The organism is Paracoccus sp. TOH (genome assembly GCF_030388245.1).
Lineage (GTDB): Bacteria > Pseudomonadota > Alphaproteobacteria > Rhodobacterales > Rhodobacteraceae > Paracoccus > Paracoccus simplex.
On sequence record NZ_CP098361.1, the window covers coordinates 977,592 to 1,004,271 of the forward strand.

At 68.2% G+C, this 26,680-nt stretch carries 25 protein-coding genes and 1 tRNA gene; 20 read left to right on the forward strand and 6 right to left on the reverse strand.

Annotation, left to right across the window (positions count from 1 at the left end):
- Window positions 1-83: 83 nt before the first annotated feature.
- The 3 genes from rsmI to gshB all read left to right on the forward strand — a co-directional run bounded on the left by rsmI (window position 84) and on the right by gshB (window position 2,421).
- On the forward strand, window positions 84-992 hold the full coding sequence (gene rsmI, locus NBE95_RS15440) for a 16S rRNA (cytidine(1402)-2'-O)-methyltransferase (RefSeq protein ID WP_289895115.1): 909 nt from the start codon (window positions 84-86) through the stop codon (window positions 990-992).
- Entirely contained in the window at window positions 989-1,402 is a 414-nt protein-coding gene (locus NBE95_RS15445; protein WP_289895116.1) for a YraN family protein, read from the forward strand. Before rsmI ends, NBE95_RS15445 begins: the two co-directional genes overlap by 4 nt.
- 68 nt (window positions 1,403-1,470) lie before the next feature.
- A complete protein-coding gene (gene gshB / locus NBE95_RS15450; RefSeq protein WP_289895118.1) occupies window positions 1,471-2,421 on the forward strand; it encodes a glutathione synthase in 951 nt (316 codons plus the stop codon).
- 1,174 nt (window positions 2,422-3,595) lie between these two features.
- Here gshB and NBE95_RS15455 read toward each other — a convergent pair.
- On the reverse strand, window positions 3,596-5,110 hold the full coding sequence (locus NBE95_RS15455) for a YifB family Mg chelatase-like AAA ATPase (protein ID WP_289895119.1): 1,515 nt from the start codon (window positions 5,108-5,110) through the stop codon (window positions 3,596-3,598).
- 134 nt (window positions 5,111-5,244) lie between these two features.
- Here NBE95_RS15455 and coaBC point away from each other — a divergent pair, with 134 nt between their 5' ends.
- From coaBC to NBE95_RS15505, 10 genes are all read left to right on the forward strand, one after another.
- A complete protein-coding gene (gene coaBC / locus NBE95_RS15460) occupies window positions 5,245-6,516 on the forward strand; it encodes a bifunctional phosphopantothenoylcysteine decarboxylase/phosphopantothenate--cysteine ligase CoaBC (protein WP_289895120.1) in 1,272 nt (423 codons plus the stop codon).
- Entirely contained in the window at window positions 6,513-7,580 is a 1,068-nt protein-coding gene (locus tag NBE95_RS15465) for a cysteine desulfurase family protein (RefSeq protein ID WP_289895121.1), read from the forward strand. The genes coaBC and NBE95_RS15465 overlap by 4 nt, the downstream gene beginning before the upstream one ends.
- Window position 7,581: 1 nt before the next feature.
- The gene (sufB, locus tag NBE95_RS15470; RefSeq protein WP_289895122.1) at window positions 7,582-9,108 is read left to right on the forward strand and encodes a Fe-S cluster assembly protein SufB; all 1,527 of its coding nucleotides are present in this window, start codon (window positions 7,582-7,584) and stop codon (window positions 9,106-9,108) included.
- Window positions 9,105-9,416, forward strand: coding sequence for a heavy metal-binding domain-containing protein (locus NBE95_RS15475; protein ID WP_028712396.1), 312 nt, complete (start codon window positions 9,105-9,107; stop codon window positions 9,414-9,416). Before sufB ends, NBE95_RS15475 begins: the two co-directional genes overlap by 4 nt.
- Window positions 9,417-9,425: 9 nt before the next feature.
- Window positions 9,426-10,181 carry a Fe-S cluster assembly ATPase SufC gene (sufC, locus tag NBE95_RS15480; protein WP_289895123.1) on the forward strand — a complete coding sequence of 252 codons (756 nt, stop codon included), beginning with the start codon at window positions 9,426-9,428 and terminating at the stop codon, window positions 10,179-10,181.
- Window positions 10,181-11,542, forward strand: coding sequence for a SufD family Fe-S cluster assembly protein (locus NBE95_RS15485; protein WP_289895124.1), 1,362 nt, complete (start codon window positions 10,181-10,183; stop codon window positions 11,540-11,542). The genes sufC and NBE95_RS15485 overlap by 1 nt, the downstream gene beginning before the upstream one ends.
- Entirely contained in the window at window positions 11,539-12,027 is a 489-nt protein-coding gene (locus NBE95_RS15490; protein WP_289895125.1) for a hypothetical protein, read from the forward strand. The genes NBE95_RS15485 and NBE95_RS15490 overlap by 4 nt, the downstream gene beginning before the upstream one ends.
- Window positions 12,024-12,611, forward strand: a complete 588-nt coding sequence (locus tag NBE95_RS15495; RefSeq protein WP_289895126.1) for a YIP1 family protein — start codon at window positions 12,024-12,026, stop codon at window positions 12,609-12,611. Before NBE95_RS15490 ends, NBE95_RS15495 begins: the two co-directional genes overlap by 4 nt.
- Complete coding sequence (locus NBE95_RS15500) at window positions 12,608-13,819, forward strand: cysteine desulfurase (RefSeq protein ID WP_289895127.1); 1,212 nt, start codon at window positions 12,608-12,610, stop codon at window positions 13,817-13,819. The genes NBE95_RS15495 and NBE95_RS15500 overlap by 4 nt, the downstream gene beginning before the upstream one ends.
- A gap of 47 nt (window positions 13,820-13,866) precedes the next feature.
- Window positions 13,867-13,943 (forward strand) — tRNA-Arg (locus tag NBE95_RS15505).
- A gap of 315 nt (window positions 13,944-14,258) precedes the next feature.
- Here the strand turns inward: NBE95_RS15505 and purL are convergent.
- Both purL and NBE95_RS15515 read right to left on the reverse strand, forming a co-directional pair.
- Window positions 14,259-16,430, reverse strand: a complete 2,172-nt coding sequence (purL, locus tag NBE95_RS15510) for a phosphoribosylformylglycinamidine synthase subunit PurL (RefSeq protein WP_289895128.1) — start codon at window positions 16,428-16,430, stop codon at window positions 14,259-14,261.
- Between the two features lie 340 nt (window positions 16,431-16,770).
- The gene (locus NBE95_RS15515; RefSeq protein ID WP_289895130.1) at window positions 16,771-17,691 is read right to left on the reverse strand and encodes a LysR family transcriptional regulator; all 921 of its coding nucleotides are present in this window, start codon (window positions 17,689-17,691) and stop codon (window positions 16,771-16,773) included.
- Between the two features lie 401 nt (window positions 17,692-18,092).
- On the opposite strand from NBE95_RS15515, the gene NBE95_RS15520 reads away from it, so the two are divergent.
- The 7 genes from NBE95_RS15520 (at window position 18,093) to NBE95_RS15550 (ending at window position 23,918) form a co-directional block, all read left to right on the forward strand.
- A complete protein-coding gene (locus tag NBE95_RS15520) occupies window positions 18,093-18,905 on the forward strand; it encodes an aspartate/glutamate racemase family protein (RefSeq protein WP_289895131.1) in 813 nt (270 codons plus the stop codon).
- 18 nt (window positions 18,906-18,923) lie between these two features.
- Window positions 18,924-19,367 (forward strand): cytochrome c maturation protein CcmE, encoded by a 444-nt coding sequence (ccmE, locus tag NBE95_RS15525; RefSeq protein WP_289895132.1) that lies wholly within the window; start codon window positions 18,924-18,926, stop codon window positions 19,365-19,367.
- A 77-nt stretch (window positions 19,368-19,444) separates the two neighbouring features.
- A complete protein-coding gene (locus NBE95_RS15530) occupies window positions 19,445-20,056 on the forward strand; it encodes a holin-associated N-acetylmuramidase (RefSeq protein ID WP_289895133.1) in 612 nt (203 codons plus the stop codon).
- Window positions 20,047-20,559, forward strand: a complete 513-nt coding sequence (locus NBE95_RS15535; RefSeq protein ID WP_289895135.1) for a holin family protein — start codon at window positions 20,047-20,049, stop codon at window positions 20,557-20,559. Before NBE95_RS15530 ends, NBE95_RS15535 begins: the two co-directional genes overlap by 10 nt.
- Window positions 20,560-20,647: 88 nt before the next feature.
- A complete protein-coding gene (locus tag NBE95_RS15540) occupies window positions 20,648-22,609 on the forward strand; it encodes a heme lyase CcmF/NrfE family subunit (protein ID WP_289895136.1) in 1,962 nt (653 codons plus the stop codon).
- A 6-nt stretch (window positions 22,610-22,615) separates the two neighbouring features.
- On the forward strand, window positions 22,616-23,080 hold the full coding sequence (locus NBE95_RS15545) for a cytochrome c-type biogenesis protein (RefSeq protein WP_289895137.1): 465 nt from the start codon (window positions 22,616-22,618) through the stop codon (window positions 23,078-23,080).
- Window positions 23,081-23,147: 67 nt separating this feature from the next.
- The gene (locus NBE95_RS15550) at window positions 23,148-23,918 is read left to right on the forward strand and encodes an enoyl-CoA hydratase-related protein (protein WP_289895138.1); all 771 of its coding nucleotides are present in this window, start codon (window positions 23,148-23,150) and stop codon (window positions 23,916-23,918) included.
- 34 nt (window positions 23,919-23,952) lie between these two features.
- Here NBE95_RS15550 and NBE95_RS15555 read toward each other — a convergent pair whose 3' ends face one another.
- From NBE95_RS15555 to NBE95_RS15565, 3 genes are all read right to left on the reverse strand, one after another.
- On the reverse strand, window positions 23,953-24,630 hold the full coding sequence (locus tag NBE95_RS15555; protein WP_289895946.1) for an NUDIX domain-containing protein: 678 nt from the start codon (window positions 24,628-24,630) through the stop codon (window positions 23,953-23,955).
- A 41-nt stretch (window positions 24,631-24,671) separates the two neighbouring features.
- Window positions 24,672-25,091 (reverse strand): DUF983 domain-containing protein, encoded by a 420-nt coding sequence (locus NBE95_RS15560; RefSeq protein ID WP_289895139.1) that lies wholly within the window; start codon window positions 25,089-25,091, stop codon window positions 24,672-24,674.
- A gap of 133 nt (window positions 25,092-25,224) precedes the next feature.
- Window positions 25,225-26,628, reverse strand: a complete 1,404-nt coding sequence (locus NBE95_RS15565) for a diguanylate cyclase (RefSeq protein ID WP_289895140.1) — start codon at window positions 26,626-26,628, stop codon at window positions 25,225-25,227.
- Window positions 26,629-26,680 lie beyond the last annotated feature (52 nt).

The window sequence follows — 26,680 nt, forward strand, 5'->3', positions numbered from 1 at the left end:
CGAGGCTGGGGGTTTGATGAGGGCAGGTTATTGGCATATTCCGGACATGGCAACTTGCCCCGGCAGAGAGAAAGGGATCCGCGATGGAGGATGGCGCCAGCACAACCGGGACGGGCGCACGACCGGTTTCCCTGACCGTCTCGGCCGTCCCGCCCGAGCCGGGTCTCTACCTGGTCGCGACCCCGATCGGGGCGGCGCGCGACATCACGCTCCGGGCGCTCGACGTGCTGAACACGGCCGATATGCTGGCCGCCGAGGATACCCGCAACCTCCGGCACCTGCTGGATATTCACGGCATTCCGGTCCGGGGCCGGCGCCTCGTCGCCTATCACGACCACAATGCCGACCGGGCGCGGCCGGCGATCCTTGCGGCGCTGGGCGAGGGGAAATCGGTGGCCTATGCCTCGGATGCCGGCACGCCGCTGGTCGCCGATCCCGGCTACCGGCTTGCGCGGGATGCTGCCGAGGCAGGATTTGTCGTCAGGGCGCTGCCCGGACCTTCGGCGGCGCTGGCGGCGCTGTCGGTCTCGGGCCTGCCCAGCGACCGTTTCCTGTTCGTGGGCTTTCCGCCGGCAGCGGCAGGCGCGCGTCGAAAATGGATCGCGAGCTGGCAAAAGATCGATGCGACGGTGATCGTCTTCGAAAGCCCAAGACGCGTTAAGCAATTGTTGGAAAACCTGTGCGAGAGTGAGGCGAATCGGACTACGGTGATCTGCAGGGAGCTGACGAAGAAATTCGAAGAGGTGATGCGGGGCAGTGCGGCCGAGCTGGCCGAAAGAATCCCTGAGGAAGGATTGCGTGGCGAGGTTGTGATGCTGTTCGGGCGTCCCGAACCCGTTGTCGCGGACGAGGGCAGCTTGCGTGCGGCGCTGGAAGGGTTGCTGGGCGCATTGCCCGTGAAGGCGGCGGCGGCAGAGGTCGCCGCGCGGTTCGGTTTGCCCCGGCGCGAGGTCTATGCGCTGGCGGTCGAGATGAAGAGGGAACGGGAATGAAGTTCGAAAGAATCTCCGAGGGAACCCCTGTCTCGGCCACGGGCATCCGGGCACGACGCGGGGCCGTCGCCTGGTCGGCTGGCCGGTTCGCCGAGGAATCGGTGGCGCGGGAATATCGCCGGCGCGGCTATGAAGTTCTGGCCGAGCGCTGGCACGGCCGGGGCGGCGAAATCGACCTCATCCTGCGCAAGGACGAGGAATATGCCTTTGTCGAGGTCAAGACATCGCGTTGTCATGCCCGCGCGGCCGAGCGGATCAGCGGCCGGCAGATCGCCCGGATCTGCCAGGCTGCGCTGGAATATTGCGGGCGCCTGCCGGCCGGGCTGCTGACCGTGATGCGGTTCGATGCCGCACTGGTCGATCAACTCGGCCGGGTCGAGATCATCGAGAATGCCTTTGGCATGAACTGACCGCGGCGGCTTGCAAACCCGGCCCGCGCGCGCGACAAGATCGCTCGAAACAGGCTGGGGATGATGACATGAGTCTTTATGTGGCCCTGCAGATGGACCCGATCGAGCAGGTCTCGATCGACGGTGACAGCACTTTCCGGCTGGGGCTGGAGGCCGAGGCCCGCGGCCACAGGCTGTTCCAGTACACCGCCGACCGGCTGAGCTATTGCGAGGGAAGGGTCACGGCCCGCGGCCGTCCCGTTGCGTTGCGGCGCGAGCAGGGCAACCATGTGACGTTCGGCGACTGGGCCGAGGTCGACCTGTCGGAATTCGACGTGGTCTGGCTGCGGCAGGATCCGCCCTTCGACATGGGTTACATCACCACCACGCATTTGCTGGAGCGGGTGCATCCTGCGACCTATGTGGTCAACGATCCGTTCTGGGTACGCAACAGCCCGGAGAAGCTTCTGGTGCTGGATTTCCCCGAGCTGACGCCGCCGACGCTGATCACCCGCGATCTGGCACAAATCCGCGCCTTTCGAGAGCGGCATGGCGATTTCATCCTCAAGCCGCTTTACGGCAATGGCGGGGTCGGCATCTTTCACATGCGGCCCGACGATCCGAACCTGTCCTCGCTGGTCGAGACCTTTCTTGCCAACAGTCGCGAGCCGATCATCGCGCAGAAATACCTGCCCGCGGTGGTCAGGGGCGACAAGCGCATCATTCTGGTCGATGGCGAGCCCGTCGGCGCCATCAACCGTGTGCCGGCGGCGGGCGAGGCGCGCTCTAATATGCATGTCGGCGGGCGGCCGGAGAAGATCGGCCTCACCGAGCGCGAATACGAGATCTGCGCCCGCATCGGCCCGGTTCTGCGCGAAAAGGGGCTGCTGTTCACCGGTATCGACGTGATCGACGGCTGGCTGACCGAGATCAATGTCACCTCGCCCACCGGCATCCAGGAACTCGAGCGGTTCGATGGCATCAACGCAGCGGCGCTGATCTGGGAGGCGATCGAGCGGCGGTTGGCTGAGCGAGGCTGACGGCCGGGTTCGTCCGGACCGACACACGGCGTGCGGCGGACAGGACTATCGGGCAGGTGAAGTCTCGATTGCGAATGGTTCCGTGGCTGGACGTCGTCTTGCAGCATTCCCAGCACCCTGCGGGGGCGCTGATATTTGCCGGTTGAAGGATGGCGAGCCTGCAGCACCGGTTGGCAATATGCGGGTGCGGATCAGAGCCGGGCTGTCAGATCATCCGGAAATGGCGGCCGGTTTCGCACCGGTGGCGACATCCGGTCCGTATCGCGGTGCTTCCGGCATTTTGCACAACGAAGGAGACCGCACCCGGTTCGCCGGAGGCTGATTGACGCTGGTTCCGCGACCATGGCGCCGGTTTCCGTCGAGGTGGGTTTCGATTGGCGGGATGTCCCGATCGCTCGAGCAGACGGCCGCTGTTGAACCCACCCGCCTCTTCCGGCGTGCGGTGCTTCACCGCGATGACCCTGCGCCACGTCCCGCGCGCGGGGCGACCTCGGCCTTGGACGCGGACGTTCGTCGGCCAAGGCTTTGTGATCGCTGTTGTCGGCGCTGCCGACTGGGGACTCGATGCTCGCTGCGGGCAGGCGTTCGGTGCATATCGACAGATGCTGTCTGATGCGACAGCCTTTGGTGCCCATGCCCATGCCCATGCCCATGCTCTTGCCCGGTCGGCGGTGAACCGCCTCTTTAGGGCATCGGGCGCAAAGCCGGCATGTGCCGAGGTGCCGGCATGGCGGCCGGCAATCGTCCGGGCATCGGCGGCGATGACGGGCCAGAACCGGCCCGCCACAGGTTCGAGGGCTGCCTCCGGACGGGCAGGGAACCTTCCGAGTTTCGACAGGTGAAGCCGCTGCATGAGTCGCGTCGATGACCGGCTTCATCACCTCGACCGGCGGCCGAGCCTCGCCATGGCAAGGTCGATCCCCGCACGCCGTTGGCGCAAGGGGCGTGATCGAGGTCGGCGCCGCGCGAAGACTCTCGTTTCCCTGGCGCTGTTCTGGGCTCTCATGAAGGCATCCTGCGCAGGGATCTGGGTTCCGCGCCCCTCCGCAGGCGCGGGAAGCCGTCGAGCTCCAGCGCAAGGCGGCCATAACGCCGGCAAGGCAAGACGTCGCCTGAACCCAGCCCAAAGACGCGCGGCCTCTGACCTGCCGCCGACGCACCGGCGGGCACGCCCTCAATCCGGCCGGCCGAAGGGCAAGCGGTAGGACAGCGCCTCGGCCAGGTGCGGCTGGCGGATGACCGGGGAGCCGTCCAGGTCGGCGATGGTACGGGCGCTGCGCAGGATGCGGTGATAGCCGCGCGGTGTCAGGCCCAGCCGCTCGGCCGCCAGCACCAGCAGCGTCCGGCATTCGCTGTCGAGCGGCGCGATCTCCTCGAGCAGCCGGCCCGAGGCGTCGGCATTCACCCGTGCCGCCGGGTGGCCGGCGAAGCGCCGGGCCTGCACGGCGCGCGCCTCGGCGACGCGGGCCGCAACGCTGGCCGAGCTTTCGCCGGTCGCCGGCAGGCCCAGATCCTCGATGGCGACCTGCGGCACCTCGATGCGCAGGTCGAAGCGGTCCATCATCGGCCCCGAGATCCGCCCCAGGTAGTCGGACCCGCAGCGCGGCGCCTTGGAACAGGCACGGGCGGCGTCGGCGATCTCGCCGCAGCGGCAGGGATTGGCGGCGGCAACCAGCAGGAAACGCGCCGGGTAGCGGATATGGGCGTTGGCGCGCGAGACATGGATCTCGCCCGTCTCGATGGGTTCGCGCAGGGCGTCGATGACCCGGCGCTCGAATTCCGGCAGTTCGTCGAGGAAGAGCACGCCGTTATGCGCGAGGCTCGCCTGGCCGGGCCGGGCGTTGCGGCCGCCGCCGACCATCGCCGCCATCGAGGCGGTGTGATGCGGCTGGCGGAAGGGAGCCATGCGCGAGATGCCGCCCTCGGCCAAGAGCCCGGCGACGGAATGGATGATCGAGGTCTCCAGCGCCTCGGGCGGGGTCAGCGGCGGCAGGATGCCGGGCAGGCGGGTCGCCAGCATCGACTTGCTGGCGCCGGGCGGGCCGACCATCAGCAGGTGATGCCGGCCGGCGGCGGCGATTTCCAGCGCGCGGCGGGCGCGTTCCTGGCCCTTGACCTCGGAAAGGTCGGCCTCGAACACGGTTTCGGCCAGTTCGCCTGGCGCGGCGCGGGCCAGGGGCGCGCGGTCGGTCAGGTGGTCGACCGCCTCGCGCAGGGTGCGCGGCGCAAAGACCGGCACCGCGCCGACCCAGGCCGCCTCGGCCCCGCAGGCGCGCGGCACCAGCAACGCCCGGCCGTCCTCGGCGGCGGCCATGGCGGCGGGCAGGGCGCCTGCCACCGGCGAGAGCCGGCCGTCCAGCGCCAGTTCTCCCAGCGCCACCACCCGCTCCAGCGCCTCGGCCGGCACGATCTCCAGCGCGGCCAGCACGGCAAGCGCGATGGGCAGATCGAAATGCGAGCCCTCCTTGGGCAGATCGGCTGGGGACATGTTCACCGTCACCCGCCGCGACGGCATGGCGATGGAAAGCGCCCCGAAGGCGGCCTTGACTCGTTCGCGCGCTTCGCTGACCGACTTGTCGGGCAGGCCGACGATGCCGAATCCCGGCAGGCCCGGCGAGACCGAACATTGCACCTCGACCAGCCGCGCCTCGACCCCGTCGAAGGCCACGGTATAGGCAATCGCCGCCATCACCTCTCTCCACGTCACACCGGGTTCTGGTTAACCCGCGGTTGCTTAAAGATCGGTTAACGGGTGCAGCTTGCTTGTTCCGCGGCCCGCTTCCGCCTATGTGCAGGACGAGCGTCACGGCAGAGGAAGCGACCATGCAAGGCAGCCGCATATTGCTGATCGTCGGCGGTGGCATCGCCGCCTTCAAGATCCCCGAGCTGATCCGCATGATCCGGCGCGAGGGCGGCGCGGTCGTGCCGGTTCTGACGCGGGCGGGGGGGCAATTCGTCACACCGCTGACGCTGTCGGCGCTGGCCGAGGCGCCCTGCCATACCGAACTGTTCGACCTGACCCGCGAATCCGAGATGGGGCATATCCAGCTGTCGCGCGCCGCCGATCTGGTGGTGGTTGCGCCGGCGACCGCCGACCTGCTGGCGCGGATGGCGGCGGGGATGGCGGACGACCTGGCCTCGACCCTGCTTTTGGCGACCGACAAGCCGGTGTTGGCGGCGCCGGCGATGAACGTGCGCATGTGGCAGCACCCGGCGACGCAGCGCAACCTGGACATGCTGGAAAACGACGGCATCCGCTTCGTCGGCCCGGACGATGGCGACATGGCCTGCGGCGAATATGGCCCCGGCCGCATGGCCGAACCCGGGGCGATCCTGCAGGCGATCCGCGCGGCGCTGGGACGGGACAAGCCGCTGCGCCTGCCGCCCGAGGCGGTGGTCTCGCTGCCTGCGCGGGTGCTGAGCGGGCGGCATGTCATCGTGACCTCGGGCCCGACGCATGAGCCGATCGACCCGGTGCGCTATATCGCCAACCGCTCCAGCGGGGCGCAGGGCGCGGCCATTGCCGCGGCGCTGCGCGATCTGGGCGCGCGGGTCAGTTTCATTACCGGCCCGGCCGAGGTGCCGCCGCCCGATGGCGTCGCGGTGGTCGCCGTCGAGACCGCGCGCGAGATGCGCGCTGCGGTCGAGGCCGCCTTACCTGCCGATGCCGCGGTGATGGCGGCGGCGGTCGCCGACTGGCATGTCGCCAATGCCCGGCCGGGCAAGATCAAGAAGGACGGCTCGGGCGCGCTGCCCGAGCTGCAATTCGCCGAGAATCCCGATATTCTGGCCTGGATCAGCCAGCTTGGCCGCGAGCGTCCGTCGCTGGTGGTGGGCTTCGCCGCCGAGACCGACGACGTGCTGGACAACGCCGCCCGCAAGCGCAAGCGCAAGGGCTGCGACTGGATCGTCGCCAATGACGTCAGTCCGGCGACCGGCATCATGGGCGGGACCGAGAACGCGGTGACGCTGATTTCCGAGGCCGGTGCGGAAAGCTGGCCGCGACTCTCCAAGGACGAGGTGGCGCACCGGCTGGCCGCGCGCATCGCCGATGCGCTGAACGCCGGCGACGGCATGGCGGAGGGCTTGGCATGAACCGGGTCTATCTGGACTGGAACGCCACCGCGCCGTTGCGCCCCGAGGCGCGCGAGGCGATGCTGGCCGCGACCGAGATCGTCGGCAACCCGTCTTCGGTCCATGCCGAGGGGCGGGCGGCGAAATCCGCACTCGAGCGGGCGCGCGAGGAGATCGCCTCGGCCCTGGGCGCCGAGGGGGCGGACGTGATTTTCACTTCGGGCGCCACCGAGGCGGCGGCGCTGGTGTTGCAGGGCCGCGGGCTGGCCTGCGCGGCGGTGGAACATGCCGCGGTAACGGCCTGGTGCGACAATTCGCTGCAGACCGAGCCCTCGGGCCGCGTGATTGTCCCCGATCCGGCCCGCGCGGCGCTGCAACTGGCCAATTCCGAGACCGGCGTCATCCAGGATCTGCCCCAGGGGCTGGCAGCGAGCGACCTGACCCAGGCCTTCGGCAAGATCGCCTTCGCCTTCAACTGGCTGGGGATCGAGGCCGGTTTCGTCTCGGCCCACAAGCTCGGCGGACCACGCGGCATCGGCGCGCTGGTGGTCCAGCGCGGCACCGAGGTCGAGGCGCGTATCCGGGGCGGCGGGCAGGAACAGGGCCGCCGGGCCGGGACCGAGAACCTGATCGGCATCATGGGCTTTGCGGCGGCGGCGAAAGCGGCGCAGAATGATCTGGATCAAGGAATCGGGGAAAAAGTGTCGGAAATCCGCGATTCCCTGATGGCCGCTCTGGAATCCGGGGCGGAAATGGTTACATTCCCGGGGCGCGAATCCCGCCGCCTGCCGAATACATTGTCGATCCTGACGCCGGGATGGCGCGGAGAGACGCAGGTGATGCAGATGGACCTCGCCGGATTTGCCGTATCGGCAGGCTCGGCCTGTTCCTCGGGCAAGGTCCGGCCAAGCTCTGTCCTGACGGCTATGGGAATCGCGCCGGAACGGGCGGGCGATGCGATCCGCGTCTCGATCGGGCCGACCACGGACCCCCGGGACGTGCAGCGTTTCGCGGATGCCTGGCTGGCGGCGCGCGACCGCTGGCGGCAAAGGAATGATCAGCGGGCGACCGCGGGAAGGGTGTGAGATGTCTGTTGAGACCGGCGAGGCCATCGAAGTCCGCGAGGGGGTAGACCGCGAGACTGTCGAGACCGTTCAAAGCATGGGGTCCTACAAATACGGCTGGGACACCGAGATCGAGATGGAATACGCCCCCAAGGGCGTGAACGAGGACATCGTCCGGCTGATCTCGAAGAAGAACGAGGAACCGGAATGGATGACCGAGTGGCGGCTGCAGGCCTTCCGCCGCTGGCAGACCATGACCGAGCCGAAATGGGCGATGCTGCATTATCCCGAGATCGACTATCAGGAGCAGTATTACTACGCCCGGCCGAAAAGCATGCAGGTCAAGCCGAAATCGCTGGACGAGGTCGATCCCAAGCTGCTGGCCACCTATGAGAAACTGGGCATCCCGCTGAAGGAGCAGATGATCCTGGCCGGGATCGAGGGTGCCGAGGGCGCGCCGGCCGAAGGCCGCAAGGTCGCGGTCGATGCGGTCTTCGACAGTGTCAGCGTCGGCACCACCTTCAAGGACGAGCTGGCCAAGGCCGGGGTGATCTTCTGCTCGATCTCGGAGGCGATCCGCGAGCATCCCGAGCTGGTGAAGAAATACCTGGGCTCGGTCGTGCCGCAATCGGACAACTTCTTCGCCACGCTGAACTCGGCGGTCTTTTCGGACGGAAGTTTCGTCTATGTCCCGCCCGGGGTGCGCTGCCCGATGGAGCTGTCGACCTATTTCCGCATCAATGCCGAGAATACCGGCCAGTTCGAGCGCACGCTGATCATTGCCGACAAGGGTTCTTACGTCAGCTACCTGGAGGGCTGCACCGCGCCCAAGCGCGACGTGGCCCAGCTTCACGCCGCCGTGGTGGAAATCGTCATCCTTGAGGATGCCGAGGTGAAATATTCGACCGTGCAGAACTGGTTCCCCGGCGACGAGGAAGGCAAGGGCGGCATCTACAACTTCGTCACCAAGCGCGCCGATTGCCGCGAGGCCCGGGCCAAGGTGATGTGGACCCAGGTCGAGACCGGCTCGGCCATCACCTGGAAATACCCGTCCTGCATCCTGCGCGGCGACGAGAGCCAGGGCGAGTTCTATTCCATCGCCATCGCCAACAACCACCAGCAGGCGGATACCGGGACCAAGATGATCCATCTTGGCAAGAACACCCGCTCGCGCATTGTTTCCAAAGGCATTTCCGCTGGTCAGGCGCAGAACACCTATCGCGGCCTGGTGTCGATGCACCCGCGCGCCAAGAACAGCCGCAACTATACGCAATGCGACAGCCTGCTGATCGGCGACAAATGCGGCGCCCATACCGTGCCCTATATCGAGGTGAAGAACACCTCTTCGCGGGTCGAGCACGAAGCGACGACCAGCAAGGTGGACGACGACCAGCTCTTCTATTGCCGCCAGCGCGGCATGGATGAGGAGGAGGCGGTGGCGCTGGTGGTGAACGGCTTCTGCCGCGAGGTCCTGCAGGCCTTGCCGATGGAATTCGCCATGGAGGCGCAGTCGCTGGTCGCCATCTCGCTGGAAGGGTCGGTCGGATGATCGTCACCACCACCCCCGGCATCGAGGGCCGCCGCATCAGCGCCTATCACGGCGTGGTGACGGGCGAGACCATCATCGGCGCCAACATCTTCCGCGACATTTTCGCCGGGATCCGCGACATCGTGGGCGGCCGCTCGGGCGCCTATGAATCCGCGCTGGCCTCGGCCCGCGAAACCGCCTTGTCCGAGATGCAGGACCGCGCGACCGCCCTGGGCGGCAATGCCGTGGTCGGCGTCGATCTGGACTATGAAGTCATCAACAACATGCTGATGGTGTCGGCCTCCGGCACCGCCGTGACCGTCGAATAGGAACCGAACATGCTGGAAATCAAGAATCTGCACGTCAAGCTTGAGGACGAGGACAAGCAGATCCTCAAAGGCGTCGATCTGACCGTCCCGGCTGGCCAGGTCCATGCCATCATGGGGCCGAACGGCTCGGGCAAGTCGACGCTGTCCTATGTGCTCTCGGGCCGCGACGGCTATGAGGTGACCGAGGGCGAGGCGACCCTGGACGGCGAGAGCCTGCTGGAGATGGAGCCCGAGGAACGCGCCGCCGCCGGCCTGTTCCTGGCCTTCCAGTATCCGGTCGAGATCCCCGGCGTCGGCAACATGACCTTCCTGCGCACCGCCGTGAACGCGCAGCGCAAGGCGCGCGGCGAGGAGGAGCTGTCCTCGGCCGAGTTCCTGAAGCTGATCCGCGAAAAGGCCCGCACGCTGAAGATCGACGCCGAGATGCTGAAGCGCCCGGTCAATGTCGGCTTCTCGGGCGGCGAGAAGAAGCGCAACGAGATCCTGCAGATGGCCATGCTGGAGCCGAGCATGTGCATTCTGGACGAGACCGATTCCGGCCTCGACGTCGATGCGATGCGGCTGGTGGCCGAGGGCGTGAACGCGCTGCGTTCGCCCGACCGCGCGTTCCTGGTGATCACGCATTACCAGCGGCTGCTGGACCATATCCGGCCGGACGTGGTGCATATCATGGCCGACGGCCGCATCGTGCGCACCGGCGGGCCCGAACTGGCGCTGGAGGTCGAGCAGAACGGTTACGGCGATCTTCTGGCGGAGGTCGGGTGATGGCGGACACCGCTGTTCTTGCCGCGCAGATCCCCGCGGTCGAGGGCAAGGCCCGTCCCGGCGAGGCCGCCCTGGCGATGCGCCTGGATGCGCTGGACCTGCCGCATGGCGGCTTTACCCGCGCCGCGCGCGAGGATGCGGCGCGGCGGCTGCAGGCCATGGGCCTGCCCGGCGCCCGCGACGAATACTGGCGCTATACCGATCCTGCGCCCTTCAACGCCGCCCGGCCGCAGCCGCTTGAACTGGCTGCCGATGCCACGACCCTGTTCACCGGCATCGACCGGCTGAACATCGTCTTCGTGGACGGGCGTTTCGACGCCGCCGCCTCGGACGCGCTGGAAGCCGAGGGGGTCGAGATCGAAAGTCTCGCCGCCGCCGAGGCGCGGGCCGATCACTGGGCGACCGGGGTTTATGGCCGGTTGGAAGCTGCCGGGCAGGTGCCGGTCAAGCGTCCCTTCGCGACGCTGAACACGCTGGCCGCCGCCGAGGGGGTGCTGATCCGCGTCACCGGCAAGCCGTCGCGGCCGGTGCACATCACCTATCGCCGCTCGGCGGCCGATGCGGATGTCCTTCTGCATCACGTCGTCAAGCTCGAGGCCGGGGCCGAACTGATGCTGCTGGAAACCGGCGCGATCGGCGCGCGCTCGAACGTGGTGATCGAGGCCGATCTGGGCCAGGGCGCCCGCTTCCACCATATCAGCGCCAAGCGCGCCAATGATCCCAAGCTGGGGTTGGGCCATATCTTCGCCCGCGTTGCCGCCGAGGCGCTGTTCAAGTCCTTCACCCTGTCGGTCAACGGGTCGGTGATGCGCAACGAAGCGGTGATCGAGATCGCCGGCGACGACGCCGTGGCGCATATCGCCGCCGCGGTGCTGGGCGACGGCGATATCGGCCGCTTCCACCATGACGACACCGTCTTCATCATCCATGCCGCCGAGCGGTGCGAAAGCCGGCAGGTGTTCAAGAAGGTGCTGAAGAACGGTGCCGAGGGCATCTTCCAGGGCAAGATCCTGGTCAAGCCCGGGGCGCAGAAGACCGACGGCTACCAGATCAGCCAGGGGCTGCTTCTGGACGAGGGCAGCCAGTTTCTCGCCAAGCCGGAACTGGAAATCTATGCCGACGACGTGAAATGCTCGCACGGCTCGACGACCGGTGCGCTGGACGAGACGGCGCTGTTCTACCTGCGCTCGCGCGGGGTGCCGAAAGAGCGCGCCGTCGTGCTGCTGGTGCTGTCCTTCCTCGCCGACGCGCTGGACGAGATCGAGGACCAGCGGCTGCGTGACGACATCCTCGGCCGGCTGGAAGACTGGCTGACGGCCCGCGCGGGCAATCCGGGCAAGGCGGATCCGGGCAAGGCATGAGCCGGGCCGGCATCGTCCCGCGCATCCTGGAAAGCTGGTGGGCGCCGGGCAGGGTGGTCCGATCCCTGCGCGGCATGCCCGACCGGGCGCTGATCGTCGTGCTGATGGCGGCGATGCTGGTGTTTCTGATCGCGCAGGCCCCGGGCCATGCCCGGGACGCGCAATTGCAGCCCGAGGTGCCCCTGGGCGCGCGCATGGGCGGGGCGCTGCTGGCGGTGATGTTCATGATGCCGCTGCTGGCCTATGCGGTGGCGGCGCTGGTCGCGGCCCTGTCGCGGCTGACCTCCCGGCCCGTGGCGCCGCAGGATTCGCGGCTGGCGCTGTTCTGGGCGCTTCTGGCGGTGGCGCCGGCGATGCTGCTGGCCGGGCTGACCGCCGGGCTGGTCGGCCCCGGTCCGGCGCTTGGCCTGACGCGGGCGGTGGCGGGTCTGGGCTTTCTCGTGATATGGGGCGCGGGATTGCGCGCATTGGCGGGGAACAGATGAAACTGGGCGATCTTGGCGACCTGACGGTCCTGACCCTGCGCGACCCCGAGGCGGCGCTTGGGGCGTTGCGCGGCCTGGACCTGCCGATGGTGGCGCGCTGGATGGTGCTCTTGCTGGCCGTGACCCTGTCCACGCTGTTGGCCGGGTTGTCGCTGCTGCTGTTTCCCATCGAGGTGGACAACCCCGTCTCGCGCATGCTCTCCGAGCCGATGACGCTGGCCGGCATCCAGCTGGCCGCCATGGTGCTGTCGGCGCTTTGCGTGGCGCAGATCGGCCGCTGGTTCGGCGGCCATGGCAGCTTTGCCGACGCGTTGCTGGTCGTCGGCTGGGTCGAGCTGATCCTGGTCGGGCTGCAGGCGGTGCAGGTGGTGATGATGGCGCTGTTCCCGGCCACGGCCACGCTGCTGTCCATGCTGGCCTTTGGCCTTTTCCTTTATCTTGCCGTGACCATGACCAAGGCGCTGCACGGCTTCACCAGCACCGGCAAGGTGGTGCTGGGCCTGATCGGCAGCATCTTCGTGCTTGGCTTCCTGCTGTCGCTGATCGCGGCGGCATTCGGCATCGTCCCCGAGGTGACACCATGAGTTTCGACGTCGAAAAGGTCCGCGCCGATTTCCCGATCCTGTCGCGGCAGGTGAACGGCCGGCCGCTGGTCTATCTGGACAATGGCGCCTCGGCGCAAAAGCCCCGCGCGGTGATCGACGCCATCACCCGTGCCTATGAGGCGGAATATGCCAATGTCCATCGCGGGCTGCATTTCCTCTCCAATCTCGCGACCGAGAATTACGAGCGCGTCCGCGCCATCATCGCCCGCTTCCTGAACGCCCCGCGCGAGGATGAGGTGATCTTCACATCGGGCGCCACCGAGGGCATCAACCTGGTCTCCTACGGCTGGGCCGGGCCGCGCCTGCAGGCGGGCGACGAGATCGTGCTGTCGGTGCTGGAGCATCACGCCAATATCGTGCCCTGGCATTTCCTGCGCGAGCGCCAGGGTGTGGTGCTGAAATGGGTCGAGCCCGAGCCCGACGGCAGCCTGCCGCCGGAAAAGGTTCTGGCGGCGGTGGGGCCGAAGACAAAGCTGATCGCCGTCACCCATATGTCGAACGTGACTGGCACCGTGGTCGATGTCGGCGCCATCGCGCGGGGGACCGACGTGCCGGTGCTGGCCGATGGCAGCCAGGCCGCCGTGCACATGCCGGTGGACCTGTCAGCGCTTGGCGTCGATTTCTACTGCATCACCGGGCACAAGCTCTATGGCCCCTCGGGGTCGGGCGCGATCTGGATCCGGGCCGAGCGCCAGGCCGAGATGCGCCCCTTCATGGGCGGCGGCGACATGATCCGCACCGTCACCCGCGACAGCGTCGATTATGCCGACCCGCCGCTGCGCTTCGAGGCCGGCACCCCCGGCATCGCCAACCAGATCGGTCTGGGCGCGGCGCTGGAATATCTGATGGCGCTCGGCATGGAGAACATCGCCGCGCATGAGCGCGACCTGCGCGACTATGCCCGCGACCGGCTGCGCAGCCTGAACTGGCTGTCGGTGCAGGGCGATGCGGCTGATAAGGGCGCGATCTTTTCCCTGACCATGCAGGGCGCGCATGCGCATGACATTTCGACCATCCTCGACAAGCGCGGCGTCGCCGTGCGGGCGGGGACGCATTGCGCCATGCCGCTGCTGGATTTCCTCGGCGTCACGGCCACGGCGCGGGCCAGCTTCGCCATGTACAACACCCGCGCCGAGGTCGATGCGCTGGTCGACGGGCTGACCTTCTGCCGCGAGCTTTTTGCCTGAACCCCATTGCAGAGCCACGCGTTTGCGGGTAATCAACGGGGGCTTGCGGTCCCATAGCTCAGCTGGATAGAGCGCTACCCTCCGAAGGTAGAGGCCACACGTTCGAATCGTGTTGGGACCGCCATTCTTCCATTCTCGCCATCGACAGACGACACCCCGCGTTATCGCCGGGGCCGGAACGCTATAAGAAAACCCCGCTCTGGCAGGAGCGGGGTTCGAGCGGCGGCGGGAGGAGGATTGGGGAGGAAATTCCGCTGCCCTGGATGACTGAGAACGCTTCGATCTTTACAGAACAGATCTAGGCGTCGCCCCGCTGGCGATAAATGGGCGTGTTTGCCTATGACGCGGGGTCAACATCGCCGATCTGCCCGGCCGCGGCTGGAGGAAGCCCGGCAAGGCGCCGTGGCGCGGTTGCCGGGTATCCGGTGCCGGTCAGGCTTCAGGCCAGTTCCAGGCTCAGCTGCTTCTCGAAGGCGCCGCGATAGAGCTGCGACAGTTCGGCCAGCGCCGCCGAGTCGCTGCCAAGGGACACGGTTGCGCCGCCGAAGCGCCCGACCTCGGCCAGCGGCACGCCCGCCGCCTGCGCCGCCTCGGTCAGTTTCGCGGCGCTCTCGGCGCTGCAGGCGACCAGATAGCGGGCCTGATCCTCGCCGAAAAGCTGGGCGATCTCGGCGCTGTCCAGCGTGACGCCCAGGCCGGCTGCCTCGGCCAGCTCGAAGGCGGCCAGCGCCAGCCCGCCATCCGCCAGGTCGGTCGCAGAGCTGAGCAGCTTGCCCTGCGCGCGCAGGAACTCGCCGTTGCGGCGCTCGGCCGCCAGGTCGACATGCGGCGCGTCGCCCGCCTCGATGCCGAAAGCCTCGGCCGCCAGCGCGGACTGGCCGAGATGGCCGCGGGTCTCGCCGATGACCAACGCCACGTCGCCCTCGGCCGGCAGCCCGGCGATGAGGTCGGCAAGGTCGGCGATCAGGCCGACGCCGCCGATGGTCGGGGTGGGCAGGATGCCTTTGCCGTCAGTCTCGTTGTAAAGCGAGACGTTGCCCGAGACGATGGGGAAGTCGAGCGCCGCGCAGGCCTCGCCGATGCCCTTGATGGCGCCGACGAACTGACCCATGATCTCGGGCTTTTCGGGGTTGCCGAAGTTCAGGTTGTCGGTGGTGGCCAGCGGCAGGGCGCCGCAGGCGGTCAGGTTGCGATAGGCCTCGGCCACCGCCTGTTTGCCGCCCTCATAGGGGTTGGCCTTGACGTAGCGCGGCGTCACGTCGCTGGTGAAGGCCAGCGCCTTCCGGGTGCCATGCACGCGCACGACGCCGGCGCCAAGGCCGGGGCGGCGGATGGTGTCGGCGCCGACCTGGGTGTCGTACTGTTCCCAGACCCAGCCCTTGTGGGCGTGGTTCGGGCTGCCGATCAGCGATTTCAGCGCTGCGATGGGGGTGATGGCGGGCAGGGCGGGCATCTTGGCCGCTGCCGGGGTCTCGACCCAAGGCCGGTCGTATTCCGGGGCGTTGGAGCTGAGCTTGGACAGCGGCAGGTCGGCCTTGACCTCGTTGCCATGGACGATCAGGAAACGGTCCTCGGCTATGGTCTCGCCGACGATGGCGAAATCCAGGTCCCATTTCTCGAAGATCGCCCGCGCCTCGGCTTCTTTCTCGGGCTTCAGCACCATCAGCATCCGTTCCTGGGATTCGGACAGCATCATCTCATAGGCGGTCATGTTGGTTTCGCGCTGCGGCACGGCGTCGAGCACCAGCTTGATGCCCAAGCCCCCCTTGTCGCCCATCTCGACCGCCGAGCAGGTCAGGCCAGCCGCGCCCATGTCCTGGATCGAGATCACGCTGTCGGTCTGCATCAGCTCCAGGCAGGCCTCCAGCAGGCATTTCTCGGTGAAGGGGTCGCCGACCTGCACGGTCGGGCGCTTTTCCTCGATGGTGTCGTCGAACTCGGCGCTGGCCATGGTGGCGCCGCCGACGCCGTCGCGACCGGTCTTGGCGCCCAGATAGACGACGGGCATACCGACGCCCGAGGCGGCCGAATAGAAGATCTTGTCGCTGTCGGCGAGGCCGGCGGCAAAGGCGTTCACCAGGCAGTTGCCGTCATAGCTGCGGTGGAAGCGCACCTCGCCGCCCACGTTCGGCACGCCGAAGGCATTGCCATAGGCGCCGATGCCCTCGACCACGCCCTTGACCAGATGCGCGGTCTTGGGGTGCTCGGGCCGGCCAAAGGACAGCGCGTCCATGGCGGCGATGGGGCGGGCGCCCATGGTGAAGACGTCGCGCAGGATGCCGCCGACGCCGGTCGCGGCGCCCTGGTGCGGCTCGATATAGCTCGGGTGGTTGTGGCTCTCCATCTTGAAGACCACGGCCTGGCCGTCGCCGATGTCCACGACGCCCGCGTTCTCGCCCGGGCCGCAGATCACCTGCGGGCCCTTGGTGGGCAGGGTGCGCAGCCATTTCTTCGAGGACTTGTAGGAGCAATGCTCGTTCCACATGGCCGAGAAGATGCCGAGTTCGGTGAAGCTCGGCTCTCGCCCGATGATCTCGAGGATGCGCTGGTATTCGTCGGGTTTGAGCCCGTGCGCGGCGATCAGGTCCTCGGTGATCTGCGGTTCGTTCATGTCTGGCGCCCTTTTCCCCGGTTTCCCCGGCCTTTTAAGCGCAGGCGGGGCTTTAGGAAAGGGGCCGCGCGCGGTGCGGGGCAGCGATGGTCCGAAGCGGTTTTGCCGCGCTGCGGCGAAGGTCCGCGAGGCGGGCAAAAAAAAGCCGGGCACGAAGCCCGGCTCAAGTCCAACAGGGAGGTTGAAGGTGATGAGAATTGCTTCAAATCATCGCCTTCGAGATGGGAAATATGTGCAGTCGGCGAACGGTTCAAGGTTCAAATGCCGATTGCGGGACATGGCCGATATGCATTCTGCGAATATCTCTCGCAGCTGCGGCAAAGCCCTGCCCGCAGGGCCGTCATTTGGCCGAGGGCAGGGCGGCCTGATCCTCGCTCTGCTGCTTGCGGATGGCCTGGATCTCCTCCAGCACGAAGTCGCGGAACGCCGTCACCCGGCGCGAGGTGCGCAGCTCTTCGGGGAAGGCCAGGAAGACCGGAACCTCGCCGGATTCGATGCTGGGCAGCACCCGCACCAGATTGGGGAAATCCGAGGTCAGATAATCCGGCAGCACGCCGATGCCGACATGGTTCAGCACGCCCTGCAGCACGCCGAAGTAATTGTTGACCATCAGCGTCGAGGTCATGTTCAGCCCCAGCAGCATCTGCGACAGCACCGCGCCCGAGCTGACCTGCGGGGTCTGCGGATTCTGGCAGATCAGCCGGTGCGGCTTCAGATCCTCGAGCGTGTCGGGCACGCCGGCCTTCTCCAGATATTGCTGCGTCGCATAAAGCCGCATGCGGATGTTCAGCAGCCGGCGCCGGATCAGATCCTGCTGGTTGGGCTCTTTCATGCGGATGGCGACGTCGGCCTCGCGCATGGGCAGGTCCAGCACCCGCTCCTCCAGCATCAGGTCGATCTTCAGGTCCGGATAGCGTTCGTAGAGCTTGGCCAGCCGCGGCACCAGCCACATGGTGCCGAAGCCGGTGGTCGTGGTGACCTTCAGTTCGCCAAAGACGTTCTCCTCGCTGTCGCGGATGCGGGCGGCGGTGGTGTCGAGCTTGCGCACCATGGACGAGGTGGCCTCGAAAAGCAGCTCGCCCTGTTCGGTCAGAATCAAACCGCGCGCGTGACGGTGAAAAAGCGTGGTCGCAAGCGAATCCTCCAGCGCGCGGATCTGGCGGCTGACGGCGGATTGCGACAGATGCAGAACATCGCCCGCATGGGTCAAACTCCCTGCGTCGGCGACAGCATGAAATATTCTTAACTTATCCCAATCCATAACAGTGCTTTCTTGCGGCATCAGCCATGCAATCAGTGCAACCCTTATCACAGAAGATAAGGTGAACAACCCTGCAAAACGCGAAGGAAACCCTTTATCCGGCAGCCTTGCTGACCCATTATGCCGCCATGCCAGTCGGCCGGCTGCGGCAGGCTGGGGAAGCGGGCGGAAATCCTCTTTGGCCGGGTGATTCGGCCGGGCGGCGCGTCACGCATTTTTGACCCATATGGTCGCCCGGGATCCGATCTTCCAGATCCACCCGCCGGCGCCGCGACCTTCTGCCGCAATCCGCCGGCTCAGCGCCGCGCGGCGGCGGTTCCGCGCCGCCTTCTCCTGACATAAATCATGGCGTTCTGTCCCGCTGCGTCCTAAAAAGGCGCGTCGCGAGCAGGAGGCTAGTCATGGCAGTAGGCGTATTCGATTCGGGTCTGGGCGGTCTGACGGTCCTGGGCGCCGTCGCTGCCCGGCTGCCGGACCTGCCGCTGGTCTATCTGGGCGACAATGCCCATACCCCCTATGGCGTGCGCGATGCCGATGACATTTTCGACCTGACCTGCGCCGGGGTCGAGCGGCTTTGGGACGAGGGTTGCGACCTGGTGATCCTGGCCTGCAATACCGCCTCGGCCGCGGCGCTCAAGCGCATGCAGGAAACCTGGCTGCCCGCTGACAAGCGCGTGCTGGGGGTGTTCGTGCCGATGATCGAGGCGCTGACCGAGCGGCGCTGGGGCGACAATTCGCCGCCGCGCGAGGTGGCGGTGAAGCATGTGGCGCTGTTCGCCACCCCGGCCACCGTCGCCAGCCGCGCCTTCCAGCGCGAATTGGCCTTCCGCGCCATCGGTGTCGATGTCGAGGCGCAGCCCTGCGGCGGCGTCGTCGATGCCATCGAGATGGGCGACGAGATCCTGGCCGAGGCGCTGGTGACCAGCCATGTCGAGGCGCTGCTGCGCCGCATGCCGCATCCCGAGGCGGCGATCCTGGGCTGCACGCATTATCCGCTGGTGCAGGCCGCTTTCCAGAAGGCGCTGGGGCCGCAGGTCAAGGTCTATTCCCAGCCCGATCTGGTCGCCGAAAGCCTGGCCGACTATCTTGATCGCCATCCCGAGATGCCCGGCCGCGGCACGGTCTCGCGCTTCCTGACCACTGGCGATGCCGAGCGGGTCTCGGGCAAGGCCACACAATTCCTCCGCCAGCCGATCAGGTTCGAAAGCGCCTGAGGTTATAACAGTAAAATCATGAAATCGCTCAAGAAAAAACGTAGAATCCAGATTCTTGCCGCAGCGGCCATCGCCCTGGTGCTGGCGGTCGGGCTGATCGGCTACGGGTTCCGCGACGGGATCAACCTTTATCGCGCGCCCAGCCAGATGGTCGAGAACCCGCCCGAGGCCGGCGAGGTCTTCCGCCTGGGCGGGCTGGTCGAGGACGGCAGCCTGGTCCGCGGCGCCAGCGAAACGGTCAGCTTCCGCGTCACCGATGGCGGCGCCTCGATCCCGGTGCGCTTTACCGGCGTGCTGCCCGACCTGTTCGCCGAAGGGCAGGGCATGATCGGCACCGGCCGGATGGAGGGCGACACTTTCATCGCCACCGAAATCCTGGCCAAGCATGACGAGAACTACATGCCGCGCGAGGTCATCGACTCGCTCAAGGAACAGGGCGTCTACGAGGACCCGAATTCCTGATGCAACGCGCGCCGGCTTAACGGGCCGTTAACCGCGCTGCCCCAGCCTTGGCCCGTTTTTGCAAACGGGGGCTGGTCATGAAGACGGTGGAACAGATCGCGGCCGAGATCGTCGCGCGTGAGGGGGGCTACGTCAACGACCCCGACGATCCGGGGGGGGCGACGAATTTCGGCGTGACGCTGGCGACGCTGCGGCGGCTGGGCATCGACAGGACCGGCGACGGCCGCGTTGACATCCGCGACGTCAAGGCGCTGACCCGCGCCGATGCCGAGCGCATCTTCGTCGAGCATTATTTCCGCCGGCCGCGCCTGGCGGAGCTGCCCGCCTCGGTGCAGGCGTCGGTCTTCGACATGTATGTCAATGCCGGCAGCAATGCGGTGAAGATCCTGCAGCGGCTGGTGACGCGCATGGGCTTCGCCGCGACCGATGACGGGCTGGTCGGGCCGCGCACCATCCTGGCGGCGCGGCAGGCCGAGGCGGCGGCGCCGGGCCATTTCGGCGACGCCTACGGCATCGCGCGGCGTAATTATTACTATTCGCTGGGCGATGCGCGCCCGGCCAGCCGCAAATATGCCCGCACGCGGTCGGGCGGCAAGGGCGGCTGGATCCTGCGGGCCGAGGCGTTCGTCTCGCCCCGCTATCACCTGACGCTGGCCGAACATCGGGCAAGGGTGGCGGCATGGGGGTGATCGACCGTTTCCTGGGTGCCGGCGCCGCCGTCACCAGCGTCGCCAATGCCGCCACCGGCATGGCCGAGGTCTTCCGCGAGAACGCCACCCGTCGCATGGAGCTGGACGAGCAGGCCTATGCCCGCGCCATCGCCCAGCACGGTGCCGAATTTGCCGCCGCGCCGCGGGGCTGGTTCGACGGCATGATGAACGGGCTGAACCGGCTGCCGCGGCCGCTGATGACGCTGGGAACGCTGGCGCTGTTCGGCTATGCCATGGCCGAGCCCGAGGGCTTCGGGCTGCGGATGCAGAACCTGAACCTGGTGCCCGAGCCGCTGTGGTGGCTGCTGGGCGCCGTCATCAGCTTCTATTTCGGCGCGCGCGAAGCGCATTACTTCCGCAGCCGGCCGATCATTGCCAAGCCGGCGCAGGCGCCGCTGATCCCGCGGGCGGCGGAAGCGGGCGATCCCTTCGCTGACAACCCCGCCCTGCGCGACTGGGCCGAGGCGGAAGCGGCGAAATAGCGAGGCTGTGACAATCTGGTGGGCGCGGGGGGCTGGCTTGCCGCCCGCGCCGCGGCTATTCTACGGGCCAGCCATCCGGAGGAAGTCCATGATCGCCGAACTCGGCCATTTCGCCCTGATCCTGGCCTTTGCCGTGTCCCTGTTCCAGATGACCGTGCCGATGATCGGCGCCGCCAAGGGCTGGAGCGGCTGGATCGACAGCGCCCGGCCCGCTGCGCTGGCGCAGTTCGGACTGATCGGCATCGCCTTCGCGGCGCTGACCATGGCCTTCGTGACCTCGGATTTCTCGGTGGCGCTGGTCTACGAGAATTCGCATACCGCCAAGCCCATGCTCTACAAGATCAGCGGCGTCTGGGGCAATCACGAGGGCTCGATGCTGCTCTGGGTGCTGATCCTGTCGTTGTTCGGCGCGGCGGCGGCCAGCTTCGACGCCAACCTGCCGCCCCGGCTGCGGGCGCGGGTGTTGTCGGTGCAGGCGGCGATCGGCGCCGCCTTCCTGGCCTTCATCCTGTTCACCTCGAATCCGTTCCTGCGCATGGCCAGCCCGCCCTTCAACGGGCGCGATCTGAATCCGCTGCTGCAGGATCCCGGCCTCGCCTTCCATCCGCCCTTCCTCTATCTCGGCTATGTCGGGCTCAGCATGGCCTTCAGCTTTGCCGTCGCGGCGCTGATCGAGGGCCGGGTCGATGCCGCCTGGGCGCGCTGGGTCAGGCCCTGGACGCTGGCGGCCTGGGTCTTCCTGACCATCGGCATCGCGCTTGGGTCCTGGTGGGCCTATTACGAGCTCGGCTGGGGCGGCTTCTGGTTCTGGGATCCGGTGGAAAACGCCAGCTTCATGCCCTGGCTGATCGCCGCCGCACTGCTGCATTCCGCCATCGTGGTGGAAAAGCGCGAAGTGCTGAAAAGCTGGACCATCCTGTTGGCGATCCTGGCCTTCGGCTTTTCGCTGATCGGCACCTTCATCGTGCGCTCGGGCGTCATCACCTCGGTCCACAGCTTCGCCAGCGACCCCGAGCGCGGCGTGTTCATCCTGGCGATCCTGGCCTTCTTCGTCGGCGGCGCGTTGCTGCTGTTTTCCGTGCGCGCCGCCTCGATGCAGGCGCGCGGCGCCTTCGCCCCGGTCTCGCGCGAGGGGGCGCTGGTGCTGAACAACATCCTGCTGGCGGTTTCGGCCTTCGTGGTCTTCATCGGCACGGTCTGGCCGCTGGTGGCCGAGATGGCCTGGGGCAAGAAGCTGTCCGTCGGCGCGCCCTTCTTCGAGAAGGCCTTCACCCCCTTCATGGTGGCGCTGGCGATCATCCTGCCGCTGGGCGCGATCCTGCCCTGGAAGCGCGGCCGGCTGAAGCGCGTGCTTTATCCGCTGCGCGGCGCGCTGCTGCTTGCCGCCGCCGTCATGGCGCTGGTCTATGCCGTCTCGACCGGGCATTCGGCGCTGGCGGTGATCGGCGCCGGGCTGGGCGCCTGGCTGGTCGGTGGCGCGGTGGTCGATCTGTGGCTGCGCACTGGAAATTCCGGCCTTTCCCGCCTGCGCCGCCTGCCGCGCGCCGATTGGGGCAAGGCGGTGGCGCATGCCGGGCTGGGCGTCACCTTCATCGGCATCAGCCTGCTGATGGCCTGGCAGGTCGAGGATATCCGCGTGGCGCAGGTCGGTCAGACCTTCACCGTCGCCGGCTATGACATCACGCTAGAGGCGGTCGAGGAACGCCCCGGCCCGAACTACGACGCGACCATCGCCACGATGAAGGTCAGCCGCGACGGCCGGCAGGTCGCGCTGCTGCATCCCGAAAAGCGGGTCTATCCGGTGCAGGCCATGCCGACGACCGAGGCGGCGATCCAGAACGGGCTGTTCCGCGATCTCTACCTGGTGATCGGTGACGAGCAGAAGAATGGCGGCTGGGCGGTGCGCAGCTATATCAAGCCCTTTGCCAGCTGGATCTGGCTGGGCTCGGCGCTGATGGCGCTTGGCGGCTGCATCAGCCTGTCGGACCGGCGCTATCGCGTCGCCGCCGGGGCGCGGCAGGCGCGCGTCGCGGCCCAGCCGGCGGAGTAACAGGTCATGCGCGCGCTGCTTCTTTGCCTGTCGCTGCTGCTCGCCTTGCCGGCCGCCCTGCCGGTCTGGGCGGTGCAGCCCGACGAGGTGCTGACCGACCCGGCGCTGGAGGCGCGGGCGCGCGAGATCTCGAAGATCCTGCGCTGCCCGGTCTGCGCGGGCGAAACCATCGACGAATCCAATGCGCCGATCAGCCGCGACCTGCGGCTTTACCTGCGCGAACGGCTGGTTGCAGGCGACAGCGATGCCCAGGCGGTGCAGGCCGTCACCGACCGTTTCGGCGAATATGTCCTGTTCCAGCCGCCGGCGCGCGGGGTGAACTGGCTGCTCTACCTGGCCGGGCCGGTGATGGCCGTCCTGGCGCTGCTGGTGGGCTGGCGCTTCGTGCGCTCGCGCAACCTGGCCGAGGAAGGCCCGGCGCGCCTGTCGGAGGAGGAAAGGGCCCGGCTGGACCGGATCATGCGCGACTGACGCAGGGTCGGACCTTTCCCCTTGGCCGGTGCTTGGGCAGGATGGCCGAAAGCATCGGGGGGCAGGAATGAGCTTTCAGACCATCGAATTCACCCATCGGGACGGCATCGCGCGGTTGGCGCTGAACCGACCCGACACGGTCAATGCGCTCAACCGCACCATGCGGGCCGAGATCGTGGCCGCGATGATGAACCTGCCGCAGGACACCCGCTGCGTGGTGCTGACCGGGAACGGCCGCGGGTTCTGCTCGGGCCAGGACCTGACCGACGCCACCGCCGGCTTCGACGTCGAGGAGATCCTGCGCGAGGAATACGAGCCGATGCTGGCCGCCATCTCGGACGCGCCGGTGCCGGTGATCGCGGCGGTGAACGGCATCGCCGCCGGGGCGGGGGCCAATCTGGCGCTGGCCGCCGATGTGGTCGTCGCCACCGAAAGCGCCAGTTTCGTGCAGGCCTTCAGCCGCATCGGGTTGATCCCGGATGCCGGTGGCACCTTCATCGTGCCGCGTTCGGTGGGCGTGCCGCGCGCCATGGGGATGATGCTGTTCGCCGACCGTATCCCGGCGGCCCGGGCGGCGGAATGGGGGTTGATCTGGGAATCGGTGCCGGACGCGGAATTCGCGGCCGTGGTGGCGGCGCGGGCGAAAACCCTGGCCGAGGGGCCGACGGCGGCGTTCCTGGCGATTCGCCAGGCGCTGCGCGCATCGGGCGGCAACGACATGACGGCGCAACTGCGGCTCGAGGCGCGGCTGCAGGGCCAGATGGCGCGGACCGAGGACTTCGCTGAGGGCGTCGCCGCCTTCCTGCAGAAGCGCGCGGCCCGGTTCAAGGGGCGCTGACCGGCACCAAACGATGCGGCCCTTTGATGCGGTTTCAGCCGATGCGGCGGAAGCGCGGCGCCGACTGGCTGTTGTCGAAGAAGGGCACCGAGGCCGGCGGCAGCAGCGGGCCGTTGCCGGCCTGGGCGACCAGGCTGGCCAGTTCGGCCAGCACCACCTCGGTGATGAAGGGCAGGTCCAGCGCCCGCGCCTCGGGCAAGGGCACCCAATGCAGGTGCGAAAGCTCGTCGCAGGCGGCGCCGAAATCGTTGCGGTCGCCATGCAGGCGTTCGGCATCGAGCAACAGGAAACGCGCGTCGAAGCGGCGCGGCCGGCCGGGTGGGGTGATTGCCCGGAACAGGAAGATCAGCGTCGAGGGATCGGGGGCGAGGCCGGCGCCGGCGTAATGGTCCCAGCCCTGGGGGGCGGGGCCGGGATGGCCGGTCAGCAGGCCGGTCTCCTCGGCCAGTTCGCGCAGTGCGGCGGCGGCCAGCGCATCGGGGGTGACGGTCGTGCCGGGCAGCGGATCGACCGCCAACCGGGCCGCCGTCTCGGCCGAAAGCGCGCCGCCCAGCCGCGCGCTGGCATCGGCGGCATCCACGGCGCCGCCGGGAAAGACGTATTTCGACGGCATGAACACCGCCGAGGCGCCGCGCTGGCCCATCAGCACCGAAGGGCCACCGGGGGCGCTGCGGTCCAGCACCAGGACGGTGGCCGCATCGCGGACCGGCATCTCGGCCGGCTTGCTTTCGTGCAGGGCCGCGGCCGCGCCGCTCACGAGGCGCGGGCCTCGGCCGGGGCCGGCTGCTGGCCGAAGCCATGCATCCGCCGCGCCCATTGGAAGCCGATGAAGCCGCCCTTGATCAGCGGCAGCAGCAGCAGCGACAGGATCACCGCGCCCAGGCTGAAGCCGATCAGCATCGCCATGGCCGAGGGGCGATACATCATGTAGATCGCCAGCAGCAGCGGCGCCCCCAGATGCGAAACCAGCAGGATGGTCAGATAGGCCGGCCCGTCATCGGCGCGCTGGTGGTGCAGCGCCTCGCCGCAATGGGCGCAGGACGGGTTCACGGTCAGGTAACCCTTGAACAGCCGGCCATGGCCGCAGGCCGGACAGCGCCCGACCGCCGTGCGCAGCATGGCTTGCTTGATCGGTCGTTCGGCTTCGGTCGCGGGGGAAGAGGCGTGGGACATTCGCGCGTTCCTTTCCTTTCCTGTTCCCATCCTATCTAGGGCATGGCCGCCTTGAAGAAAAGCGCGGCTTCGGTCGGAAGCGACAAAGCGTCGCAGGCCGGAACGCGGGGCCGGCCCGGCACCGGCTTGGGCATCAGGCGTGGGCCATCTGCGGCGCGACGACGATGCGGTTGCGGCCCGAGGATTTCGCGTTCAGCAGCGCGCGGTCGGCGCAGGCCAGCAGGGTTTCCGGCTCGGCCGGCCATCCGCAGCCGGGGCCGGCCTGTCCGACCGCCACACCGACCGAGACGGTGACGCCCAGCGCGGCGCTGTCGCAGCCGGGCGGCAGGCAGACCGGCTCGGCCATCACCGCCTGGCGCAGCGCCTCGGCCACGCGGCGGGCGCTGCGGGCCGGGCAGTCGGGCAGCGCCACCAGGAATTCCTCGCCGCCGATGCGGGCCAGCAGCGCATCCGCGGGCAGGGCCGAGGCGAGGCGGGTCGCCACCTCGCCCAGCACCGCATCGCCGGCGGGATGGCCGTAGACGTCGTTCACCTGCTTGAAGCGGTCGATGTCCAGCAGCATCACCGCAAAGTCGCGGCCCGCCTCCTGCGCCTCGGCCGCCAGCTCGGCCAGGCGGGGCAGGGCATAGCGGCGATTGTGCAGCCCGGTCAGCGGGTCGGTCATCGCCCAGCGCATGTTGCGCCGGGTCTCGTGCCGGCGACGGTCGGCCTCGCGCTTGCGCGCGAGCTGCGCTTCCAGCCGCATCGCCGCCTCGGGCGCCGTCCCGGGGCTGGCCAGGCTCCAGGCCAGCACGTCGCCCGCGCCGAGATCCAGCGCCACCGGCGCCATCTCGGCCCGCTCGGGGCGCAGGGCGACGACGAAGGCGGCATCGCGCGAATGCGGGCGCGAGCGCAGTTCCGAAAGCAGCCGCAGCCCGTCGCCCGGCTGCTGCACATCCGCCGCGATCAGGTAGAGATCGGCCACCCGATCCGAGGCCGCCTCGGCCAGCGCGCGCTCGGGCTCGGCGATGGCGATGGCGAAGCCGACCCGGCCCTGCAGGGCATGGCGCCAGCCCAGCGCCGTGGCCGGGCTGTCGGCGACGAAGACGGCGCGCGGCCGGTCGTCATGGGCAAAGCCCGCCGCCGCTTCGGCCAGGCCGGACACCGGGGCTTCCAGCGCCCCGGTCTCTGCCCCCGGCTCGTGCCGCATCAGCCCGCGGATGCGGGCCAGCAGGGTGAGGTCGGCGTCGTTCGGCTCGATCAGGCCCGAGGCGCCGGCGCTCAGCGCCGCGACCCGGTCCTCGCCCCGCGCCTGGACCAGCACCGGCGTTTCGGCCCCCTGCGGCAGGGCGCGCAGCGCCGCGCAAAGCGCCGGCCCGTCCATGTCGGGCAGGTTGGCGCCGATCAGCACGATGCGGGGATGGATCAGCCGCGCCATGCGCAGCGCGTCCTGGCCCGAGGCGGCGGTCGCCACCTCGTGGCAGGCCGAGGCCAGCCGCACCTTCATGGTGATGCGGTTCGTCGGCACGCCGTCAACGACCAGAATCCGCCCCGCCATGCTTGCGCCCGCTTTACACCTGCTGCCCTGGCCCGCATCTTGCGCAGGAATG

Bases quoted from the DNA above. Each gene is read 5' to 3' on its own strand.
- rsmI (WP_289895115.1), top strand. From the start codon at position 84: ATGGAGGATGGCGCCAGCACAACCGGGACGGGCGCACGACCGGTTTCC.
- NBE95_RS15445 (WP_289895116.1), top strand. From the start codon at position 989: ATGAAGTTCGAAAGAATCTCCGAGGGAACCCCTGTCTCGGCCACGGGC.
- gshB (WP_289895118.1), top strand. From the start codon at position 1,471: ATGAGTCTTTATGTGGCCCTGCAGATGGACCCGATCGAGCAGGTCTCG.
- NBE95_RS15455 (WP_289895119.1), bottom strand. From the start codon at position 5,110: ATGGCGGCGATTGCCTATACCGTGGCCTTCGACGGGGTCGAGGCGCGG.
- coaBC (WP_289895120.1), top strand. From the start codon at position 5,245: ATGCAAGGCAGCCGCATATTGCTGATCGTCGGCGGTGGCATCGCCGCC.
- NBE95_RS15465 (WP_289895121.1), top strand. From the start codon at position 6,513: ATGAACCGGGTCTATCTGGACTGGAACGCCACCGCGCCGTTGCGCCCC.
- sufB (WP_289895122.1), top strand. From the start codon at position 7,582: ATGTCTGTTGAGACCGGCGAGGCCATCGAAGTCCGCGAGGGGGTAGAC.
- NBE95_RS15475 (WP_028712396.1), top strand. From the start codon at position 9,105: ATGATCGTCACCACCACCCCCGGCATCGAGGGCCGCCGCATCAGCGCC.
- sufC (WP_289895123.1), top strand. From the start codon at position 9,426: ATGCTGGAAATCAAGAATCTGCACGTCAAGCTTGAGGACGAGGACAAG.
- NBE95_RS15485 (WP_289895124.1), top strand. From the start codon at position 10,181: ATGGCGGACACCGCTGTTCTTGCCGCGCAGATCCCCGCGGTCGAGGGC.
- NBE95_RS15490 (WP_289895125.1), top strand. From the start codon at position 11,539: ATGAGCCGGGCCGGCATCGTCCCGCGCATCCTGGAAAGCTGGTGGGCG.
- NBE95_RS15495 (WP_289895126.1), top strand. From the start codon at position 12,024: ATGAAACTGGGCGATCTTGGCGACCTGACGGTCCTGACCCTGCGCGAC.
- NBE95_RS15500 (WP_289895127.1), top strand. From the start codon at position 12,608: ATGAGTTTCGACGTCGAAAAGGTCCGCGCCGATTTCCCGATCCTGTCG.
- purL (WP_289895128.1), bottom strand. From the start codon at position 16,430: ATGAACGAACCGCAGATCACCGAGGACCTGATCGCCGCGCACGGGCTC.
- NBE95_RS15515 (WP_289895130.1), bottom strand. From the start codon at position 17,691: ATGGATTGGGATAAGTTAAGAATATTTCATGCTGTCGCCGACGCAGGG.
- NBE95_RS15520 (WP_289895131.1), top strand. From the start codon at position 18,093: ATGGCAGTAGGCGTATTCGATTCGGGTCTGGGCGGTCTGACGGTCCTG.
- ccmE (WP_289895132.1), top strand. From the start codon at position 18,924: ATGAAATCGCTCAAGAAAAAACGTAGAATCCAGATTCTTGCCGCAGCG.
- NBE95_RS15530 (WP_289895133.1), top strand. From the start codon at position 19,445: ATGAAGACGGTGGAACAGATCGCGGCCGAGATCGTCGCGCGTGAGGGG.
- NBE95_RS15535 (WP_289895135.1), top strand. From the start codon at position 20,047: ATGGGGGTGATCGACCGTTTCCTGGGTGCCGGCGCCGCCGTCACCAGC.
- NBE95_RS15540 (WP_289895136.1), top strand. From the start codon at position 20,648: ATGATCGCCGAACTCGGCCATTTCGCCCTGATCCTGGCCTTTGCCGTG.
- NBE95_RS15545 (WP_289895137.1), top strand. From the start codon at position 22,616: ATGCGCGCGCTGCTTCTTTGCCTGTCGCTGCTGCTCGCCTTGCCGGCC.
- NBE95_RS15550 (WP_289895138.1), top strand. From the start codon at position 23,148: ATGAGCTTTCAGACCATCGAATTCACCCATCGGGACGGCATCGCGCGG.
- NBE95_RS15555 (WP_289895946.1), bottom strand. From the start codon at position 24,630: ATGCCGGTCCGCGATGCGGCCACCGTCCTGGTGCTGGACCGCAGCGCC.
- NBE95_RS15560 (WP_289895139.1), bottom strand. From the start codon at position 25,091: ATGTCCCACGCCTCTTCCCCCGCGACCGAAGCCGAACGACCGATCAAG.
- NBE95_RS15565 (WP_289895140.1), bottom strand. From the start codon at position 26,628: ATGGCGGGGCGGATTCTGGTCGTTGACGGCGTGCCGACGAACCGCATC.